Source organism: Streptomyces sp. MZ04, assembly GCF_004684775.1.
Taxonomy (GTDB): domain Bacteria; phylum Actinomycetota; class Actinomycetes; order Streptomycetales; family Streptomycetaceae; genus Streptomyces.
On record NZ_SRIC01000154.1, the window covers coordinates 1 to 19,436 of the forward strand.

The 19,436-nt window shown below is 72.2% G+C and carries 17 protein-coding genes and 2 pseudogenes; 10 read left to right on the forward strand and 9 right to left on the reverse strand.

The window, feature by feature from the left end; all coding sequences use genetic code 11:
- The coding region (locus E2651_RS27015) for a cytochrome P450 (protein ID WP_245239254.1) at window positions 1–1,406 on the forward strand (1,406 nt) is incomplete at its 5' end.
- On the opposite strand, the pseudogene E2651_RS27020 reads toward E2651_RS27015, so the two are convergent.
- Window positions 1,292–2,512 (reverse strand): annotated as a pseudogene (locus E2651_RS27020) (cytochrome P450); the annotation flags it as partial. The gene E2651_RS27015 and the pseudogene E2651_RS27020 sit on opposite strands and share 115 nt — an antisense overlap.
- 180 nt (window positions 2,513–2,692) lie before the next feature.
- The gene (locus E2651_RS27025; protein ID WP_135333837.1) at window positions 2,693–3,433 is read right to left on the reverse strand and encodes a chitinase; all 741 of its coding nucleotides are present in this window, start codon (window positions 3,431–3,433) and stop codon (window positions 2,693–2,695) included.
- Between the two features lie 625 nt (window positions 3,434–4,058).
- Here E2651_RS27025 and E2651_RS27030 point away from each other — a divergent pair.
- Window positions 4,059–5,537 (forward strand): UDP-N-acetylmuramoyl-L-alanyl-D-glutamate--2,6-diaminopimelate ligase, encoded by a 1,479-nt coding sequence (locus E2651_RS27030; RefSeq protein ID WP_135333838.1) that lies wholly within the window; start codon window positions 4,059–4,061, stop codon window positions 5,535–5,537.
- 204 nt (window positions 5,538–5,741) lie between these two features.
- Complete coding sequence (locus tag E2651_RS27035; protein ID WP_245239256.1) at window positions 5,742–7,325, forward strand: cytosine permease; 1,584 nt, start codon at window positions 5,742–5,744, stop codon at window positions 7,323–7,325.
- Here E2651_RS27035 and E2651_RS27040 read toward each other — a convergent pair.
- Window positions 7,304–8,332, reverse strand: a complete 1,029-nt coding sequence (locus E2651_RS27040) for a helix-turn-helix domain-containing protein (protein ID WP_135333840.1) — start codon at window positions 8,330–8,332, stop codon at window positions 7,304–7,306. The genes E2651_RS27035 and E2651_RS27040 overlap by 22 nt on opposite strands.
- Window positions 8,333–8,435: 103 nt before the next feature.
- Here E2651_RS27040 and E2651_RS27045 point away from each other — a divergent pair, with 103 nt between their 5' ends.
- The 3 genes from E2651_RS27045 to E2651_RS27055 all read left to right on the forward strand — a co-directional run bounded on the left by E2651_RS27045 (window position 8,436) and on the right by E2651_RS27055 (window position 12,157).
- Window positions 8,436–9,764, forward strand: a complete 1,329-nt coding sequence (locus E2651_RS27045; protein WP_135333841.1) for an MFS transporter — start codon at window positions 8,436–8,438, stop codon at window positions 9,762–9,764.
- A 23-nt stretch (window positions 9,765–9,787) separates the two neighbouring features.
- On the forward strand, window positions 9,788–11,161 hold the full coding sequence (locus E2651_RS27050; protein WP_135333842.1) for an MBL fold metallo-hydrolase: 1,374 nt from the start codon (window positions 9,788–9,790) through the stop codon (window positions 11,159–11,161).
- 252 nt (window positions 11,162–11,413) lie between these two features.
- Window positions 11,414–12,157: a sulfite exporter TauE/SafE family protein gene (locus E2651_RS27055; RefSeq protein WP_135333843.1), complete on the forward strand. Its 744-nt coding sequence runs from the start codon at window positions 11,414–11,416 to the stop codon at window positions 12,155–12,157.
- 45 nt (window positions 12,158–12,202) lie between these two features.
- Here the strand turns inward: E2651_RS27055 and E2651_RS27060 are convergent, their stop codons facing one another.
- Window positions 12,203–12,481: a metal-sensitive transcriptional regulator gene (locus E2651_RS27060; RefSeq protein ID WP_135333844.1), complete on the reverse strand. Its 279-nt coding sequence runs from the start codon at window positions 12,479–12,481 to the stop codon at window positions 12,203–12,205.
- A gap of 72 nt (window positions 12,482–12,553) precedes the next feature.
- On the opposite strand from E2651_RS27060, the gene E2651_RS27065 reads away from it, so the two are divergent.
- Complete coding sequence (locus E2651_RS27065; RefSeq protein WP_135333845.1) at window positions 12,554–13,126, forward strand: rhodanese-like domain-containing protein; 573 nt, start codon at window positions 12,554–12,556, stop codon at window positions 13,124–13,126.
- Between the two features lie 26 nt (window positions 13,127–13,152).
- Here E2651_RS27065 and E2651_RS27070 read toward each other — a convergent pair whose 3' ends face one another.
- On the reverse strand, window positions 13,153–13,548 hold the full coding sequence (locus E2651_RS27070; RefSeq protein ID WP_135333846.1) for a hypothetical protein: 396 nt from the start codon (window positions 13,546–13,548) through the stop codon (window positions 13,153–13,155).
- 114 nt (window positions 13,549–13,662) lie between these two features.
- On the opposite strand from E2651_RS27070, the gene E2651_RS27075 reads away from it, so the two are divergent.
- Window positions 13,663–14,601, forward strand: a complete 939-nt coding sequence (locus tag E2651_RS27075) for a LysR family transcriptional regulator (RefSeq protein ID WP_135333847.1) — start codon at window positions 13,663–13,665, stop codon at window positions 14,599–14,601.
- Here E2651_RS27075 and E2651_RS27080 read toward each other — a convergent pair.
- Together E2651_RS27080 and E2651_RS27085 are read right to left on the reverse strand one after the other, a co-directional pair.
- Window positions 14,595–14,845 (reverse strand): annotated as a pseudogene (locus E2651_RS27080) (SAM-dependent methyltransferase); the annotation flags it as partial. The gene E2651_RS27075 and the pseudogene E2651_RS27080 overlap by 7 nt on opposite strands.
- Window positions 14,842–15,417, reverse strand: a complete 576-nt coding sequence (locus E2651_RS27085) for a TetR/AcrR family transcriptional regulator (protein ID WP_135333848.1) — start codon at window positions 15,415–15,417, stop codon at window positions 14,842–14,844. The pseudogene E2651_RS27080 and the gene E2651_RS27085, both read right to left, overlap by 4 nt.
- Before the next feature lie 133 nt (window positions 15,418–15,550).
- Here E2651_RS27085 and E2651_RS27090 point away from each other — a divergent pair, with 133 nt between their 5' ends.
- Window positions 15,551–16,471 carry a zinc-binding dehydrogenase gene (locus E2651_RS27090; protein ID WP_209446252.1) on the forward strand — a complete coding sequence of 307 codons (921 nt, stop codon included), beginning with the start codon at window positions 15,551–15,553 and terminating at the stop codon, window positions 16,469–16,471.
- A 15-nt stretch (window positions 16,472–16,486) separates the two neighbouring features.
- Here the strand turns inward: E2651_RS27090 and E2651_RS27095 are convergent, their stop codons facing one another.
- Entirely contained in the window at window positions 16,487–17,038 is a 552-nt protein-coding gene (locus E2651_RS27095; RefSeq protein ID WP_209446250.1) for a DinB family protein, read from the reverse strand.
- Window positions 17,039–17,115: 77 nt separating this feature from the next.
- Window positions 17,116–18,996, reverse strand: coding sequence for an ABC transporter ATP-binding protein (locus tag E2651_RS27100; protein WP_135333851.1), 1,881 nt, complete (start codon window positions 18,994–18,996; stop codon window positions 17,116–17,118).
- A 208-nt stretch (window positions 18,997–19,204) separates the two neighbouring features.
- Here E2651_RS27100 and E2651_RS27105 point away from each other — a divergent pair.
- A partial coding sequence (locus E2651_RS27105; RefSeq protein ID WP_167828904.1) for an AAA family ATPase occupies window positions 19,205–19,436 on the forward strand: 232 nt, incomplete at its 3' end.

Sequence of the window (19,436 nt, forward strand, 5' to 3'; positions counted from 1 at the left end):
CCCCCGAGCAGAGCCCGCCCCCTGGCTGCCCCGCCCACGCGGGCGCCGTGCGCCTGGGCGGCCTGGAGTACCAGCAGACGCCCTCCCAGCTTTATCGCAGCCTGCGCAAAGAGCACGGCTCGGTGGCGCCCGTGCTCCTGGACGGGGACGTGCCCGCGTGGCTGGTGCTCGGCTACTCCGAGGTCAGCTATGTGACCGGCCACGACGAGCTGTTCGCCCGCGACTCGCGGCGCTGGAACCAGTGGGAGCACATTCCCGCCGACTGGCCGCTGCTTCCGTTCGTCGGCTATCAGCCGTCGGTCCTTTTCACCGAGGGCGAGGAGCACCGGCGGCGCGCGGGCGTGATCACGGAGGCGCTCGAGGGGGTCGACCAGTTCGAGCTCGCGCGGGACAGCGGCCGGATCGCGGACCGGCTGATCGGTGAGTTCGCGGGCAGCGGCCAGGCGGAGCTGATGAGCGCGTACGCGCACGCGCTGCCGATGCGGGCGGCGGTGCAGATGTGCGGCATGCCGCACACGGGCACGGACACCCAGCGGTTGGTGGACGATCTGCGGATCTCGCTGGACGCGGCGGAGGGCGACGACCCGGTGGCGGCGTACATGCGCGTCGGGGAGCGGATCCAGCAACTGGTCAAGGAGAAGCGGGAGAAGCCGGGTGCGGACGTCACCTCGCGGATGCTGCTGCACCCGGCGGGCCTGACCGACGAGGAGATCGTCCAGGACCTGATCTCGATCATCGCGGCGGCCCAGCAGCCGACGGCCAACTGGATCTGCAACACGCTGCGGCTGATGCTGACCGACGAGCGGTTCGCGCTGAATGTGTCCGGCGGGCGCCTGAGCGTGGGCGAGGCGCTGAACGAGGTGCTGTGGCTCGACACCCCGACGCAGAACTTCATCGGCCGCTGGGCGGTGCGCGACACCCAGCTCGGCGGGCGGCAGATCCGGGCGGGCGACTGTCTGGTGCTCGGCCTCGCCGCGGCCAACACCGACCCGCAGATCTGGCCCGAGTCGCATGTGGGCCCGGAGAACTCCGCGCACCTGTCCTTCAGTCACGGCGAGCACCGCTGCCCGTACCCCGCGCCGCTGCTCGCCGATGTCATCGCCCGTACGGCCGTGGAGACGCTCCTGGAGCGGCTGCCCGACCTCGTACTCGCGGTGGAGCCGCAGGAGTTGACGTGGCGTCCGTCCATCTGGATGCGGGGTCTGACGTCGCTGCCGGTGCAGTTCACGCCGGTGGCGCACGGAGGGACGGCGCCGCCCGCGGGAACGGGCGGCGCCCCGCCGGATCAGGCGGTGACGGGGGTGAACCGCACCGGCAGGGACTGCGGTCCGCGGGTGAACACCCCTTGCTCGACCGGGTCGAAGCCGTCGGCGAGCCGCACATCGGGCATCGCGTCCAGGAGTTGACCGACGCCGGTCTCGACCTCGGCCTTGGCAAGGAGCGCGCCCACGCAGAAGTGCCGGCCGAGCGCGAAGGAGAGATGGTCGGCGGCGGCGGAGAACGCGGTCGTGGTGGTCAGGTCGTCGCGGAAGATGTCGAAGCGGTCGGGCTCTGCGTAACGCTGCTCGTCGCGGTTGGCCGAGCCGATCAGGCAGGTGACGGTGGCCCCGGCCGGGATCGTGCCGCCGGTGAGCTCCACTTCGGTGGCCGACTGGCGCATGATCATGTGGACGGGCGGGGTGTGGCGCAGTGTCTCGGCGAAGGCGCGGGCGATCAGCGTGCGGTCCTCGCGGACGGCCGCCAACTGCTCGGGGTGGGTCAGGAGGTTGGCGAAGATGCTGGCGATCGCCTTGTCGGTGGTCTCGCCGCCGGCGGCGAGCAGCAGGCTGCAGAAGGCCTTGATGTCCTCGTCGCTCATGCGTACGCCGTCGACCTCGGCGGCGCAGAGGGTGGACAGCAGATCGTCACCGAGGTTGTCGCGGCGCTCCCGGATGATCGGGAACATGTACTCGGCGAACTCGACGCGGGTCCGTTCACCGGCCGCCGCGACGTCCGGGTCGCCCGCAAGGTTGCCGAGGAAGGCTATGACGGTGGTGTACCAGCCGTGGAAGCGCGCGTGGTCGGCCTTGTCCAGGCCGAGCATGTCGGCGATCACGTCGACGGGGAAGCGCGTTGCGTAGTCCGCGACCAGGTCCACCGTGCCGGTGTGCCGGAAGGCGTCGATGAGTTCGCGGGAGTTGCGCTCGATGACGGGCAGGAATTTCTCCTGGAGGTCGCTGCCGCGGAAGGCGGGTGCGACCAGGGCCCGGCGCACCGAGTGTTCCCGGCCGCTGAGCTGGAGGATCGTCTTGCCGTGTACCGGCTCGATCTGCCAGTCGTAGTTGTCGGTGGTGAACTGCGAGCTCTTGTCCTTGAACACGCGCTCGACATCCGCGTACCGCGAGACGATCCAGCTCTGTGTCGCCTCGTGCCACAGCAGCGGCGCGCTCTCCCGCATCGCCTGGTAGGCCGGATAGGGGTTCTCGGCGAACTCCGGCGAGAGGATGTCGGGGATCTGCTGCGCGGTGGACATGAAGCTCCTTGGTCAGTGACAGGGGGTGCGCACCAGGCTATTGATCACGTGGCGGCCCAACCAGCCCTGTCCTGGCCTCCTGTTGAGCGCTGCACTAACCTTGGCCGAAAATCGCCGTTCTGCCGCGTCGGCTTCACGCGCATAGCCGGTGCGGCAGACGGCGAAAGCCGTGACGCCGGGTCAGCAGCTGAGGTTGCCACCGGGGGCGACGCCGAGTACGTCGGCGAAACGGGTGTAGTTGTTGATCCGGCTCTGCACCTGCTCCGGGTTCTTCCCGTCGCATTCCAGGCTGCCGTTGATGCTGCGGATGGTCTCGCCGAAGCCCGCGCTGTTGACCATGGCGTTGTGCGGCGTCATCGTTCCCGGCCCGTTCTGCGTGTTCCAGTACCAGAGGCCGGTCTTCCACGCCACGGCCGGATCATTCTGGACGAGGTCAGGGTTGTTCAGGAGGTCGATGTTCAGGGCGTCGCCCGCCGCCTTGTAGTTGAAGTTCCAGCTGAGCTGGATCGGGCCGCGCCCGTAGTACTTGTCGTTGCCCGCGGGGCAGCCATAGGGCTGGGAACTGTCGCAGTAGTGCGGGTAGTTGGCGGTGTTCTGCTCGACGACGTGGACCAGTCCGCCCGTCTCGTGACTGACGTTCGCCAGGAAGGCCGCTGCCTCCTGCTTGCGCACGGCGTCGCTGCCCGTCCCGGTGAACTCGGGATAGGCGCTGAGCGCGTCCGTGAGGCCGCTGTAGGTGTAGAAGGAGTTCCGGTTCGGGAACATCTGGTTGAACTGGGCCTCGCTGACGATGAATTCCGCGGCGGCCCGCTCCCCCGCGTCCGTCTTCTCGGCGGAGGCGTTGGGGGCGAGGGTCAGCACGGTGAGGGCGGCGACGGCGGCCGTGGCGGTCAGCGCGGCGGCGAGGACACGAGAACGCATGAGCGATCACTCCTTGGGCGGACGGAGGCATGCCGGGGGCACGGCCGACCGCCGCGTGGTGGGGGGGCTGAGCGGCAAGGAGCGCACCGGCACACCGGAGCCGCGGTTATCCGGAATGACTCCCGCCGCCGTTGGCCTAGACCATACCGAGTGACGTATTCACGTCAAGAGGGTGACGGATAACGGCAGTTGAGAGACACGTACCAGGCAGGTCAGTCGCTGCCGGACACGGCCGGCGCCTCGATCACTTCGGAGCCGTCGACGCCGCCGGGCCGAGAGTCGTGATCGCAGGAAGGACGGGAGCCCCGGAACCAGCGGGTTTCCGACACGGCGGCGGCCGGCCGGGGCGGACGTACACTGAAGCGGTGTCGGGCAGGCCCCTGCTCCGCCCGGCCACCTGTGGTCAGCCCTCCACGGCCCGGATCCCGTGTCCGACGCGACCGGCCGGCCGTGCGGCACACAGGTAGCGATCCTCGGCCGTCCTGGCCCTCGGCCCGCACGCAGATATCCCCCTGCGGGGCCTGCTCGCCCAACGCGTCACACCGCGGATTCCGGTTCACCGTCGCCCTCGCCCGTCAGGCCGGGCCTGCGCGGCGTGCCGCCGGCCGCCTTCGAGGGGACAGTTATGAAGCTCAGCGCACTGCTCCATGGGCACGACCACGACGTTCTGCACGGTGACCCGGGGGTGCCGGTCACCGCGGGGATCACCCTTGACGCCGGGCGGGTCAGATCCGGCTCGCTGTACATCGCCGTTCCCGGGCAGGAGGAGGGCGGGCCCGGGGGCGTCGCGCGGGCCCTTGAGCGGGGAGCGGTGGCGGTGCTCGTCGAGGGCGGCTGGGTGTCGGCGGACGGGGCGGCCGGGCAGGCTTGCGTGGTCCGTGTGGCCGACACGCGGGTCGCGGCCTCGCTCGCCGCCTCCCGTTACTACGGGGAGCCGGGGCGTGCGATGGATGTCGTGGCGATCACCGGTACGAACGGCAAGACCTCGGTCTCGTACATGGTCGAGTCGGCTCTCCGTCTTGCGGAGGGCGCGAAGGTGGGGGTGATCGGCACCTCGGGCAGCCGGATCGGTCAGGAGCGGATCCCGATGCCGCGGTCGGTGCTGAGCACCCCGGAGTCGCCGGACCTCCACTACCTGCTCGGGCAGATGCGTGACCGGGGCACGGCCGGGGTGGTCCTTGAGGCCACGTCCATGGGTCTGGTGCAGCGGCGCCTCGACCATGTGCCCGTCGACATCGGCGTGTTCACCAATCTCACCCAGGATCACCTGGACGACCACGGGACCATGGCGCACTACAAGGACGCCAAGCTGCGCCTCTTCGGCGGGCTGTGCGACCGTGCGGTGGCCAACGCCGACGACCCCGTCAGCGCCGAGATCCTCGCCCTGATGCCGGGCGCCGTGACCACCTACGGCCTGGACGCGCCGGCCGACTACCGGGCGAGCGATCTGGTCGTGGACGCCGTGGGCAGTCGCTTCACACTGCATCACGACGGCCGCAAGTATCCTGCCGCGATCCCGGTCCCGGGCCGCTTCTCGGTGTCCAACGCGCTCGCCGCCCTCGCGGCGTGCCATCTGCTCGGGCATGAACTCCCGGCGCTCGTCGAGGCCTTGGACCGGATGCCGCCGACGCCGGGCCGACTGGAGCGCTTCACCACCGTGCGGGGCGTCTGTGTGATCGTCGACTACGCGCACTCCCCCGACTCGCTGGAGAAGGTCCTCGCCACGATCCGCGGTTTCGCCACCGGGTCGGTGATCACCGTCTTCGGCTGCGGCGGCGACCGTGACACCACCAAGCGTGCCCTGATGGGCGAGATAGCCGGCCGCCACTCCGACCTGTGCGTCCTCACCACGGACAATCCGCGCGACGAGGACCCCGACCGCATCCTGGACCAGATCGTCCCCGGCCTGACGTCCACCGCGACACCCTTCCACCGTGTGGCCGACCGTCGCGCGGCGATCGCGTGCGCGCTGTCCGCCGCACGTCCCGGCGACGTCGTCCTGGTCGCGGGCAAGGGCAGCGAGCCCCACCAGATCGTCGGCGAACTGCTCCTGCCCTTCGACGACATGACCGTGGTCCGCGAACTCGCTTCTGCTGCCGGGTGATCCCGGCGCCGCGTGCGCACGGCGGCTTCGCGAGGCGGTCTCGCGGGGCGATGCCCCCGCCCGGTGAGTGTGCGAATCGTCCATCACACCGCCGTAAGCAGTGCGAATCCGGCACTGGTGCGGTGCGGCCCGCGGCGTCTACGTTCCCTGCACCTCCAACACCGCATCCAGCGCGCCGTGTTGCCGCCTTCCAGGGAGCTGCCTGTGTCCAAGGATTCGCCGCCGTCCGTCACCCAGGTCGAGACGCACGGGGTCGAACGCATCCCGGACGCGGATCGCACCGCCGGGCCGCTCGATCTGTTCCGGCTCGCGTTCGGTGGCGCGAACACCTTCGCCACGTGTGTGCTCGGCGCGTTCCCCATCCTGTTCGGGCTCTCCTTCTGGCAGGGGCTCGCGGCGATGCTCCTCGGGCTGCTCACCGGCTCCCTGCTGCTTGCCCCGATGGCGGTCTTCGGGCCGCGCAACGGCACGAACAACGCCGTCTCCTCGTCGGCGCATCTGGGGGTGCACGGCAGGATCGTCGGGTCCTTCCTCTCCCTGCTCACCGCCGTGGCGTTCTTCTCGCTGTCGGTGTGGAGCTCGGGCGACGCGCTCATCGGCGGGGCGCACCGGCTGCTCGGCGTGCCGGAGAGCGACCTCGCGTACGGCTGTGCGTACGCCGTCTTCGCCGTCCTTGTGCTCGCCGTGTGCGTCTACGGGTTCCGCTTCATGCTGCTCGTCAACAAGGTCGCGGTGATCGCCGCGACCTTGTTGTTCGTCCTCGGCCTCTTCGCCTTCGCCGGTGACTTCGATCCTTCGTACGCCGGTGTCTTCACCCCGGACGCCGACCGGGCCACCCAGGACCTGTACTGGCCCTCCTTCATCGGCGCCGCGCTGATCGTGCTGTCCAACCCGGTCTCCTTCGGCGCGTTCCTGGGCGACTGGGCCCGCTACATCCCGGCCGAGACGCCGCGCCGCAGGGTGATGGGCGCGGCGTTCCTCTCGCAGCTCGCCACGGTGCTGCCGTTCGGCTTCGGCCTGGCGACGGCGGCGATCATCGCCGAGCGGGCCCCGAAGTATCTGGACCCGGCCGCCCCCAATTTCGTCGGCGGGCTGCTCGCGATCGCGCCCGACTGGTACTTCCTGCCGGTCTGTCTGATCGCGCTGATCGGCGGCATGTCGACCGGGACGACCGCGCTGTACGGCACCGGCCTCGACTTCTCCTCGGTCTTCCCAAGGCTCAGCCGGGTGCGCGCCACCGTCCTGATCGGCGTGCTGTCCATCGCGTTCATCTTCGTAGGACGATTCGGCTTCAACCTGGTCCAGGCGATCTCCACCTTCGCCACGATGATCATCACCTGCACGGTGCCGTGGATGATCGTGATGATGCTCGGCTATGTCACCCGGCGCGGCTGGTACGACCCCGAGGCACTCCAGGTCTTCACCCGCCGCCGGCACGGCGGCCGCTACTGGTTCACGCGCGGCTGGAACTGGCGGGGCATGTCGGCCTGGTGGACCGGCGCGGTGACCGGCGTGCTGTTCACCAACATCCCCGGGCAGTTCGTCGGGCCGCTCGGCGATCTCTCGGGCGGCGCCGACATCAGCCTGCCGCTGGGCGCGGCCGTGGCGGCGATCGTGTATCTCGTCCTGCTCGCGGCGTTCCCGGAGCCCCGTGCCGTGTACGGGGTGGACGGGCCGCGCTGGGTGCGGGCCGCCGACACGCCCGTCGCGCCGATCACCGACGCGGCAGGCGTTCCGGCCTCCGGAGAAGGGAGCCGGACCGCCCGTCAGCCCGGTGTCCCCCGGTAGGTGCGCCGGTAGGCCGCCGGAGTCGTGCCCATCAGGCGGTGGAAGTGCTGCCGCAGGCCGTCTCCCGTGCCGAGGCCGCTGCGTTCGGCGACGGCGTCGACCGGCAGGTCGGTGGTCTCGAGCAGGGTGCGGGCGTGCGTGACGCGCTGCTGATTGAGCCAGCGCAACGGGGTGGTGCCCACCTCGCGGGCGAAGTGGCGTTCGAAGGTGCGTACGCTCATGCCCGCTCGGCCCGCGAGGTCGGCGACGGCCAGCGGCTCGTGCAGCCGGGCGAGCGTCCAGTCCAGGACCGGGGCAAGTCCCGTACCCGCGGCGGGCGAAGCCGCGGCGGCGGTCCTGGGGCGGGCGTACTGCGCCTGGCCGCCCTCACGGTGCGGGGCCACCACCATCCGCCGGCCCACCTCCGCCGCCACCGCCGCGCCGTGGTCGCGGCGCACGATGTGCAGGCACAGGTCGATCGCGGCGGCGGTGCCCGCGCTGGTCAGGATGTCTCCGTCGTCGATGTAGAGGGCTCGGTCGTTGACCGTCACTTCCGGGTGGCGGCTGCGCAGTTCGTCGGCGTACATCCAGTGGGTGGCCACCTCGCGGCCCGTCAGCAGACCGGCAGCCGCAAGGACGAACACCCCCGAGCACAGCGATGCCACGCGCGCCCCGCCCGCGTGCGCCGCCCGCAGCGCGTCGAGGAGCGGGGCGGGCGGCTCGTACTCCCCCATCACACACGCGGGGACGATCACCAGGTCCGCCTCGGCCAGGGTCTCGAGGCCGTGGGAGCTCTCGAGGCGCAGCCCACCGACGGCGTCGTGAGCGCCCGGGACGGTCTGGCACAACGCCAAGTCGTATCCCGGGGACGGGATCTCGCCCCGGTCCTGGCCGAACACCGCGCAGGGCACGGCCAGTTCGAAGAGGGAGGACGGCGAAAGGAGCGCGACGGCCACGCGCAGGGCGGGGACGGAGGGGCTAGAGGTGCCTGCGGGGCGGGAGGTGTGTGCCTGCCGGTCGGAAGCCATGTCGTAAATCTAGTGGACCCTGACGTTTACGCCACTGGTCGTGGAGGAGGCCTCGCCGCAGGCTGATCACTGCGAGCGCACACAGCCAGGAAGGCGGCAGGTCATGAGGCAGGAGCGACGGGCGGGGCGGATGCCCGTGCAGTGGCGGGTCAGCCTGGCCGGGATGGCCGCGGTCGGTGTCACCTTCGGCTTCGCCCGCTACGGCTACGGTCTTTTCCTCCCCGAGTTCCGGCGCGCCTTCGATCTGCCGCTCGCCCTGGTCGGACTCATCGCCAGCGCCGGCTATCTCGGTTACATCGCCGCCCTGCTGCTGGTCGGCGCCCTGGTCACCCGCCTTGGACCGCGCCCCTTGGTCGTCGCGGGCGGTCTGTCAGCGGCAGCCGGAATGGCGCTGGTGGCCTGGGCCGACGGGCCGCTCACGCTGACCGCCGGTCTTGTCCTGGCCGGGACGAGCCCCGGGTGGGTGTGGGCCCCCTACTCCGACGCCGTGGACCGCACACTCCCCCCGGACCAGCGCGAACGGGCCATGGGGGCGATCGCCACCGGCACCGCCTTCGCCGTGGCTCTCGCGGGGCCGCTGACGCTGGCCGCCCAGGGCGGGCATTGGCGCCAAGTCTGGCTCGCCTTCGCCGCCGCGGCGCTCCTGGCCACGCTCGCCAACGCCCGCGTCCTGCCGGGCGGCGGCCGCGCGCGCCCGGCGACGGACCGCGCCGACGCCACAGCGGGGCGGCCCTCCCCGCGTCCGGGCCTGGGCTGGCTCGCCCGGCGCCCCGCCCTCCCCCTCTACACGACCGCCTTCTCCTACGGTCTTGTCGGCGCCGTCTACTGGGCCTTCGCCGCCGAGGCCGTCTCCGACCACGCGGGGACGAGCTCCGCGGCGACCGCACCCCTGTTCTGGACGCTGATCGGCCTGGCGGGCACGCTCGGCGTCCTGACCGGGCCCGCCATCGACCGGTTCGGGCTTCGCCGTGTCCACCGCGGCCTGTTCGCGGGCCTCGCCGCGGCCGCGGCCCTGCTGACCGCGACCCACTTCTCCGGCGCCTCCCTGCCCGCGGCCCTCCTCTCCGCCCTCCTCTACGGCCCCTGCTTCATGGCGGGTTCCGGCCTCCTCGCCGTGTGGAGCTACCGCGTCTTCCCCGACCGCCCCACCCCCGGCTTCACGGCCACCGTCCTTGCGCTCGGCCTCGGCACCATCACCGGCCCTGCCCTGCTCGGCCAGGTCGCCGACCATCTGGGCCTCCAGACGGCGTTCGCGGCCACGGCCGTCGCGGCCGCGCTGACCTCGCTCACGCCGCCCCGGCGTCCTGGCGCGCCACCTCGAGTCGCTCCCGCCGCTCCGGCGTCAGACAGTGGCGTACGGCGCACCCGACCTGGCCGAAAATACCCCCCTGGGTATTTCTGTTACGGTGAAGAGAGATACCCCGGGGGGTAAAAAGTGTGACGAGGGAGTGTGCCGTGTTCTTTGCCGACGTCCTGGAGACCGAGGGTCTGGGCAACCGGAGTTACCTGGCGGGCGGGTCCCGCGCGGTGGTCGTGCTGGACCCGCCGCGCGACATCGACCGGGTGATCGCCGCGGCCGCCCTGCGCGGCGTTCGGATCGTCGCCGTCGCCGAGACGCACGTGCACAACGACTACGTGACCGGCGGTCTCGAGCTGGCCCGCCTCACCGGCGCCCGCTATCTCGTGCCCGCCGGTGCATCCGTGGCGTATCCGCGGGTGCCGGTCGCCGACGGGGACGTGGAGGAGGTCGACGAGGGGCTGACGCTGCGGGCGGTGGCCACGCCGGGCCACACCCCGCACCACACCTCGTACGTCCTGGAGGAGAACGGGCGGGCGGTGGCCGCGTTCACCGGCGGATCACTGTTGATCGGCGGCGTGGGGCGGCCGGATCTGGTGGAGCCCCGGCTGACCGAGGAGCTGGCCAGGGCGCAGCACGCCTCCGCGCACCGGCTCGCCGCCGAACTGGCGGATGAGGTGGCGGTGCTGCCCACGCACGGCTTCGGCAGCTTCTGCTCGTCGGCCGACGGGGGCGGCGAACGCAGCACCATCGGCACGGAGAAGGTGTCCAACCCGGCCCTGGTGCAGGACGTGGAGACGTTCGTCGCCGATCTCCTGGCCGGTCTGGACGACGTACCCGCCTACTACGCGCACATGGGTCCGGCCAATGCCGCGGGCCCGGCACCCGTGGACCTGACCGAACCGGAGCGTGCTGACGCCGCCGAGATAGCGCGGCGTCTCGCGGCGGGCGAGTGGGTCGTGGACCTGCGCCATCGGGTGGCGTTCGCCGAGGGGCATGTGGCCGGGTCGTTCAACTTCGAGGTCGACGGTCGTCTTGCGACCTACCTGGCGTGGATGATCCCGTGGGGCAAGCCGGTGACGCTGCTCGCGCAGAGCGCCGAGGATGTCGCCCGCGCCCAGCGGGAGTTGGCCCGCGTGGGCATCGACCGCCCGGCCGCGGCCGCCACCGGCTCCCCAACCGAGTGGGCCGACGGGACGGCGCCGCTCGCGTCGTTCCGGCGGGCGACGTTCGCCGATCTGGCCGCCGCGCGCGAGCAGGGTGCGGACCCGGTGGTGCTCGACGTGCGCCGCGCGAGCGAGCGGTCCGGCGGCTGGCTCGAGGGCAGCGTGCACATCCCGGTCCACGAGATCCACCGGCGCCTGGACGAGGTGCCCGCGGGTGCGGTGTGGGTGCACTGCGCCGGCGGCATGCGCGCGGCGATCGCCGCGTCCGTCCTGGACGCCGCGGGCCGCGCGGTGGTGGCCGTCGACGACGGTTACGCGGCCGCCGCCGACGCCGGCCTCACGCTCGTCACGCCCGCCCGCAACTGACCCCACAGCCTTGCGGGCCGGGCGGCGACCCGGTCCGGCCCGCGAGGAGCTGCCGAGGAACACGACCATGCTCATCTCCCCACGCGGCCCCGGCCGCGCTCCCTCCGCGCGGGCGCACCGCCCGACGCGGACATGTACGAGGACGCTGCCCCATGCCCATGAGGCGTACGAGGCCGGTAGCGGGCCTGGTAGTTACGAGGCTTGGCGCGGACCCGGCGGACAGGACGCGCCCGGGGCTGCGGGCACCGTCATATGACCGCGCCGATACTCGCCCTGATCGCTGGGGCTCTCGTAGGTCTGGCCCTGGGAACGCTCGGGGCGGGCGGCAGCATCCTGACCGTCCCGGCCCTCATCTACCTGCTTGGCTTCAGCCCGGCCGAGGCCACCACCGCGAGCCTGGTCATCGTGATCGTCACCTCGCTCGCCGCGCTGGTGGCCCACGCGCGGGCGGGAGCGGTGCGCTGGCGGGCCGGTCTCGTGTTCGCCGCGGCCGGACTGCTGCCCGCCGCCGCGGCGGGAGTCCTGTCCGCGCGCATCCCCGCGACCGCGCTGACCCTGGCCTTCGCCGGCCTCGCGGTGCTCGCCGCGCTGCGGATGCTGCGCCGCGGGACGCCGCCGGAGGGCGGGACGGTGTCGGTGCCCCGCGCGGCGCGAGCGGGCGCAGGACTTGGGGCGGTGACCGGCCTCCTCGGGGTCGGTGGCGGCTTCCTCGCCGTGCCCGCCCTGGTGGCCGCGCTCGCCGTACCGATGAGCGCGGCCGTGGGCACCAGCCTGCTGGTCATCATCGTCAACGCCCTTGTGGCCCTCGCGGCTCGGGCGACCACCGCCGTCACCCTGGACTGGGCGCTGATCATGCCGTTCATCGCGACGGCGGTCCTGGGCGCCTGGGACGGCAGGCGGTTGAGTACGAAGGTCTCCCCCCGCACCCTGCAGCGTGTCTTCGGCAGCCTGCTGCTGTTCGTCGCCGCGGCGATGGGGATCGGCGTCCTGCTGTGACGCTCAGCAGGGAACGGCCCCGACGCCGGGCGGGGACGGCGGGCCTCAGGCCAGCGACAGGAAGAGCTTCTCCAGGCGGGCCCGCATCTGCGCGGAGTCCCGCACCTGCGGGTCCTCGCTGGTCATGCACTGCTGCAGCCCCGTCGCGATGATCGAGAACCCGGCCCGGTCCAGGGCACGGGAGACGGCGGCCAGCTGCGTGACGACGTCCTCGCAGTCCCGGCCCTCCTCGATCATCCTGATCACTCCCGCGAGCTGACCCTGAGCCCGCCGAAGCCGGTTCAGCGCCGACTTCAGCTCGTCGGCGCTCATGTCGAGTTCCACACGTCCTCCTCCGCATACCCCCACGGGTATTCTACCTGGAGGGGGGAACCAATCATCGAAAGGCATTGTTCCGTGAGCGACCCGAGCACCCTCACCCCAGCCCAGGCCACGGCGCGTTCCGGTGAGTTCACCGTCATCGACGTCCGCACCCCCGGCGAGTACGCGGGCGGTCATCTGCCCGGCGCCCACAACGTCCCGCTCGACCGCCTGGACGAGGCCGCCGACGCCCTGCGGGCCGCGGCGGCGCGCACACCCCTGCTCGTCGTCTGCGCTTCCGGAGCCCGCTCCGCCAAGGGCTGCGCCCGCCTTGCCGACCTCGGCGTCGAAGCGGCCACCCTGGCGGGCGGGACCGGCGCCTGGGCCGCGGACGGCCACCCGGTGGAGCGGCCCGCCGGGGCCCGCACCACCTGGCCGATGGACCGGCAGGTCCGGCTCGCCGCAGGATCGCTCGTCCTGCTCGGCTTCCTGGCGGGCCTCGCCTGGCCGCCCGCGCACTGGCTGTCCGGAGCGGTGGCCGCCGGGCTCGTCTTCTCCGGCGTCACCAACACGTGCGGCATGGCCGTGCTGCTCGCCAAACTCCCGCACAACCGGCCGCCCGAGCAGGCCGTCTCCTTCCACGAGACGCTGGTACGCCTCAACGCCTGAAGCAGCCAGAAGCCGACCGAAGCTGCCTATCGGCCCGCGTCCCGGCGGTAGAAGTCGAACTGGGTCACTCCGTCGTAGCCGTAGCTCTCCGGATGCAGTTCGTGCAGGGCGACCCCGGCCCGGGGCAGCGGGCCGAGCAGCTGCGACAGGAGTTGACCGGCCTCGGCGATGAAGGTGGCCTTCTGCGCGCCGCTGTTCGTGCCCGCGGTGATGCTGCCCTCCACGTGCGCGTCACGGACGCCGGCCAGCGGCCTGCCGTCGATGAAGTAGGCAGCACCCGGCACCAGGTTGATGTGGACGACGGTCCGCGCGCTCGACTTGCCCAGGGAGGTGACGGCGAGGCGGGTCAGCCCTTCGGCGAGGGCGCTCTGGACGTCGGCGGGCAGGTCGGGGTCGGTGACGGTGACCCGGAAGTACGGCATGACTCTCCTTGCGCGTGCTCGGTGTTCCGCCGGTTTCGGCGGCACGGAGCAAGCCTCGCGGGCCTGGCACCATGGAGCCAACGCATAGGTTTCATAGGCATATGAGGCGCACGCATGACCGTGAACATCCCCCAGCTGAGGGCCTTCATCGCCGTCGTCGACGCGGGCGGCTTCAGCGCGGCCGCCGACGAACTGGGCATGAGCCAGTCCGCGGTGTCGCACGCCGTCGCCTCCCTGGAACGCGAGTTGGCCGCCCCGCTGCTCGTCCGCGCCACGCCGGTGCGGGCCACCGCGCTCGGCGAGCAGGTCCTGCCGCACGCGCGCAGTGCGCTGTCGGCGGCCCGGACGGTGGAGCGGATCGCGGCCGATGCCGCCCGGACCCTGACCGGCACCGTGCGGCTCGCCGCCACACCGACCGTCTGCCAGGGTCTTGTTCCCGGCCTGCTGCGGCGCTGGCGCCAGGATCTGCCGCGGCTCACCGTGCGGGCCTTCGAAGGGGACAGCGCCGAAGTGGCGGCCTGGCTGGAGAGCGGCGCGGCCGATGCCGGCATCGTGATCGACCCGCCGCCCGGCACCGGCATCCCGCTCGCCACGGACGGCTACCGTGCCCTGCTGCCCCGCGACCATCCGCTGGCCGACGAACCGGCCGTGGACATCCGCGACCTGGAGGACGACCCGTTCCTCATCTCCCCCAACGGCTGCGAAGTCCGTATCCGTACGATCCACGAGCTGGCGGGGCTCGACTTCGCTCCCGCCCACCGGGTGCGGGACCTGGCCACGCTGATCAGCATGGTGCAGGCCGGCCTTGGCGTGACCGTCCTGTCCCAGGTCTCCCGCTCCCTGATCCCCGCCGATCTGGTCCTGTTGCCGCTGCGGCCCCATGTCTCGCGCCGTCTCGTACTGACCGGGCCGCACGCCCGCCCCTGGCACCCGGCGGTCCGCGCCCTGGCGGAGTCAGCCGTCGCTCACCTGGGGCAGGCCTTCTCCCAACAGCCGTCCTGTTGGAGTCGCGCCGAGGTGACGGTGACGAGTTCGGTGATCGCCCACAGGTAGGGCAGGTAGCCGTCGGCCGTGCCGAAGTACTCGAAGGCGTCGATGCTCACGACCGCGTCGGCGCCCCCTTGCCCGAGCCGAGATCGAGCACCCGCATTCCGGGGCGCAGATCGAGGTCCCGCGCCAGATTCTCCAGGAGCCACAGCGAGTTCGGGCCCATGTCGAGGCCGAGCAGTCAGGCCGGGTCGTAGCGGGAGGAGCGCGGGTAACGCTGTGGGCGTACGAGGTCGTCAAGCGTGGTCACGGGCGTCCTGCCGGGCGGGTGAGCAGGGCCGTCGCCATCTGCTGGACGGAGCGGGTGAAGTAGCGCGGGTCGTCGGGCGGGGTCACGTGGCGGATCAGCGCTCCGTCGAAGAGGGCCAGCAGGCCGTGGGCGAGGAAATCGGCATCCAGGTCGGGGCGTTCGGCGGCCAGCAGGGAGCCGAGGTGCCCGTGCCAGAAGCGAAAGCTGGGGTCGGCGTACTTGTCCTCGGCACACGCCTGTTCATGGGCGGAGAACAGGATGGCGTTGGTTTCGGCGATCGCGCCCAGGCCGTCGAGGAAGGCGTGCAGCCGGTCGCCGGGAGGTGCGCCCGGACCCAGCGGCGGGGGTCCGTGGGAGATAGCCTCGCGCAGTTCGCGTGAGCGTTCTTCGAGGAGTGCCTGGAGCAGCCCGGCGCGACTGCCGAAGCGGCGGAAGACCGTGCCCTTCCCGACGCCGGCCAGGGCCGCGACCCGGTCCAGCGAGACGGGTGCCCCGCCGCCCTCGACCAGGAGGCGTTCGGTGGCGCGCAGGACCGCCGTGCGGTTGCGTGCCGCGTCGGCGCGCTCCGCCATGACGTCAACTCCTCATTGAAAGCGGGCTGTTGGTCCGGATAGATTACCCCCGACCCAAGCGGACCGGCAGTCCGCATGGGTGATGCCGTCCTGCCCTGCCGCTCTGCACTGCCCCGAGGAGTACTTAATGGACATGCGCGCGCTCGTCGTCGACCCCGCCGCCCCCGGCTCCCTGCGCCTGGGCGAGGCCCCCGAACCCCGGCCGTCCGCAGGCCAGTTGGTGCTCGACGTACGGCACATCTCCCTCAACCGCGGCGAGGTCGCCTTCGCCGGGCAGCGGCCGCCCGGGACCGTGCACGGCTATGACGCCGCCGGGATCGTCGTGCGCGCCTCGGCCGACGGCACCGGTCCCGGCGTCGGCGGCCGCGTCGCCGCATTCGGCGCCGGGGCGTGGGCGCAGCGCATGGCCGTGGACACCACCGCGGTGGCCGAAGTGCCCGCCGGGGTCGACCTCGCCGACGCCGCGGCGCTGCCGATGGCGGGCATCACGGCCCTGCGGACGCTGCGCTCGCGGCCCATCCTGGGCCACCGGGTGCTGATCACCGGGGCGGCCGGCGGTGTGGGCCGCTACGCGGTGCAGCTGGCCGCGCTGGGCGGCGCGCACGTCATCGCCTCCGTCGGCTCGCCGGAGCGCGGCAAGGGGCTCGCCGAACTCGGTGCCGACGAGGTGGTGGTCGGCCTGGAGGGGATCGACGCCCCCGTCGACCTCGTCCTGGACACCGTGGGCGGGCCGCAGCTCACGGCCGCCTGGGAGCTCCTCGCCTCCGGCGGGGGCGTGCAGAACATCGGCTGGGCCTCCGGCGAACCCGCCGTGTTCGCCCCCTACTCGCTCTTCCACATCGGTGCGCCGAAGACCATGAGTACGTTCGGAGACGTCCACGAGGTGGGGCCCGACCTCGCCACGCTGCTCGCCTTCACCGCGGCGGGCCGGCTCTCCCCGGAGGTCGACTGGCGCGGCCCCTGGGAGCGAGTCCCGGAGGCCGCGCGGGCGCTCCTTGACCGGCGGATCTCCGGCAAGGCCGTCCTCGACGTCACGCCGGGAACGGCCCCTTGAGCCCCCCGCGCACGCTCACACGCCGACCGCCCCGTCGATCCGCTCCCGCAGCAGATCGGCGTGGCCGTTGTGCCGCGCGTACTCCTCCACCATGTGGATCAGCACCCAGCGCAGCGACACCTTCCCCTTCCAGCCGTCCGCCCCCTCGATGTCCAGATCGGGCGCACCGGCGACGAGTCGGTCGGCGAACTCGACCTCCGCACGCCAGGCCTCCCAAGCCCCGGCGATCACCGCGGGGTCGGGCACCGCGCCCTCGAAGTCGTGGTCGGGGCGGGTGTCCGAGACGAACAGGGGCGGTGCCTCCTCGCCCGCGAGGACACACCGGAACCAGCGGCGCTCCGCCTCGGCCAGATGCCGGACGATGCCGAGGAGCGACAGCGTGGACGGCGCGACCGAACGCCGGGACAACTCGCTCTGGAGGCCCGCGCACTTCATCTCCAGCGTCGTGCGCTGCGCGGTCAGAAAGTCGGCGAGCATCTCCCGCTCGCCCCCGGTGGTGCGGGCGTTCAACCGCCCGTCCCGCTCGGCCTCGACGAACATTTCCGCTCTTCTGCGTACGGTGCTCATGCCCGCCGTCCCATACCCGCCATCACCTGCGGAGCCAGATCTTTACGCACCCCAACCGGCGGCCGAACAGGCGCCGTTCACGCCGACGCCGCCAGGAACTGGGTCGCCGCCAGCTCCCCGTACAGCGGATCGGCCGCCACCAACTCCGCGTGGGTGCCGGACGCACGCACCACTCCGGCGTCCATCACCACGATGCGGTCGGCCAGCGTCACCGTGGAAAGCCGGTGCGCCACCACGAGGACCGTCACCTCCCGCGCCAGCTCGGCCACGACATCGCGCAACGCCAGTTCGTTGACGGCGTCCAGCTGCGAGGTCGCCTCGTCCAGGAGCAGCAGACGCGGCTTGCGCAGCATCGCCCGGGCGATCGCCACCCGCTGGCGTTCGCCGCCGGACAGCTGTGAGCCGCGGTGGCCGACCAGCGTGTCCAGGCCGTCGGGCAGCCGCTCCACCAGCGTGTCGAGGCGGGCGCGTACGAGCGCGTCCCGGATCTCGGCCTCGGTCGCGTCGGGCGCCCCGAAGACCAGGTTCTCGCGCAGGGTGCCCGCCAGGACGGGCGCGTCCTGCTCCACGTACCCGATGGCGGCGCGCAGTTCGGCCAGCGGCCACTCGCGTACGTCACGGCCGTCGACCAGGACACGTCCGCCCGACGCCTCGTAGAACCGCTCGATGAGGCCGAACACGGTGGTCTTGCCCGCGCCCGAAGGGCCGACGAACGCGGTCATGCCGGGGCCGGGTATCTCGAAGCTCACGCCGTGATGGACGTACGGAAGGCCCTCCCGGTAGCGGAAGGTCACGTCCTCGAAGGCGACCGCGGCAGGACCGTCTTGGGCGGGCCCGTCCACGAGCCCGTCCACGGGTCCCGGGACGTCCTCTGTCTCCAGGCGCTCGGCGCGCACGATGCGGGCGATGGCCGCCGAGCCGACCTGGTACTGCGTGACGCCCTCGACGAGCCGGGAGACGGGGTCGATCAGATAGAAGAGGAACAGCAGGAAGGCCACCAGCGTCGAGATCGAGATCGCTCCGGACGCGACCCGCGCGCCGCCGATGCCGAGCACCGCCAGGAACGACACCTGCACCGCGAGTCCGACCGAACTCCACGCCACCGCCTGCCACTTCGCCGACCGCACCCCGTGCCGCCACGCATCCTGCGCGGCCGCCTGCACCACCTCGGTCTCCCGCTGCTCGGCGCCCGACGCCTTGAGGGTGCGGAACGCGCCGAACGCCCGCTCCAGCGCGGTCGAGATCGTGCCGACCGCTTCCTGGGCCCGCTCCGTCGACCGCGCGATCTTGGGCATCACCAGGCTCATCGCACCGCCGATCAGCACGATCACCCCGAGCGTGACGCCGAGCAGCACGGCGTCCATCAGACCCATCATCACGATGGTGGCGAGGAAGCTGAGCCCGCCCGCCACCGCCGACACCACGGACTGCGTGGTGACCGCGCGCAGCAGCGTCGTGTCCGACGTGATCCGGGACATCAGGTCGCCCGGCTGGGTCCGCTCCACCTCGGGCAGGCGCAGCCGCAGCAGCCGCCCGATCAGGGTGCGCCGGGCCGCGAGCACCACGGATTCGGCGGTGCGTTCAAGGACGTACGCGCCGATGGACTCGATCGCCGTGCCGAGGACCACGAGGGCGGTGAGGACCACGAGGATCCCCGCGGTCGACTGGTCGCCGCCGAGCCGGTCCACCAGCGCCTTCGCGGCGAGCGGCTGGGCGAGGCCGGTCGCGGCGCCGATCAGCGTGCACAGGGCGCCGAGCGCGACGACCGCGCGGTGCGGGCGGAAGTACGCGTACAGCGCGCGCCAGGTCTCCGCGGCGGACAGCCGCTCCGGCGCGGGTTTTTCCGGCTTGTTCTCCGGCTTGTTCTCCGGCTTGTTCTCCGGCTTGTTCTCCGGCGCATTCCCCGGCGCATTCCCCGGCCCGTTCTCGGTCGGGGCCTTCGCCGTGTCCTTCGTCATGTCCTTGGTCACATCAGAAGAGGACGCGCGGGACGGGTGATCCGCCTGACCGGCGCGGACATTCGGCCCGTAACTCAGATCGGGGCGCGGAGTTAGAGGATCTGTCGAACTCGGTGCAGTGACGATTCTGCACAGCGAGTCCGGCATGGGGCGGGCAACAGGGCTCGCGGTGTGGAAGGGCCCGAGCGTGACAAGGAGGACAGGGCGCGTGCGTCTTCACGGGGGCGGACTTGTGGGCCGCGCGGAGGAGCTGGCCAGGCTCCGCCGCCTGCTGGCCGAGAGCAGGCTGGTGACGGTGGTGGGCGGACCCGGAGTCGGCAAGAGCAGCCTCGCCGCGCACGCCGCCGCGGCGATGGGCGGCCAGCTGACCGACGGCGTGGTCGTCGTGCGGTGGTGGGACGGGGCCGGCGCGCGGGGGCGGAGCGTGGCGCGTGCGGTGG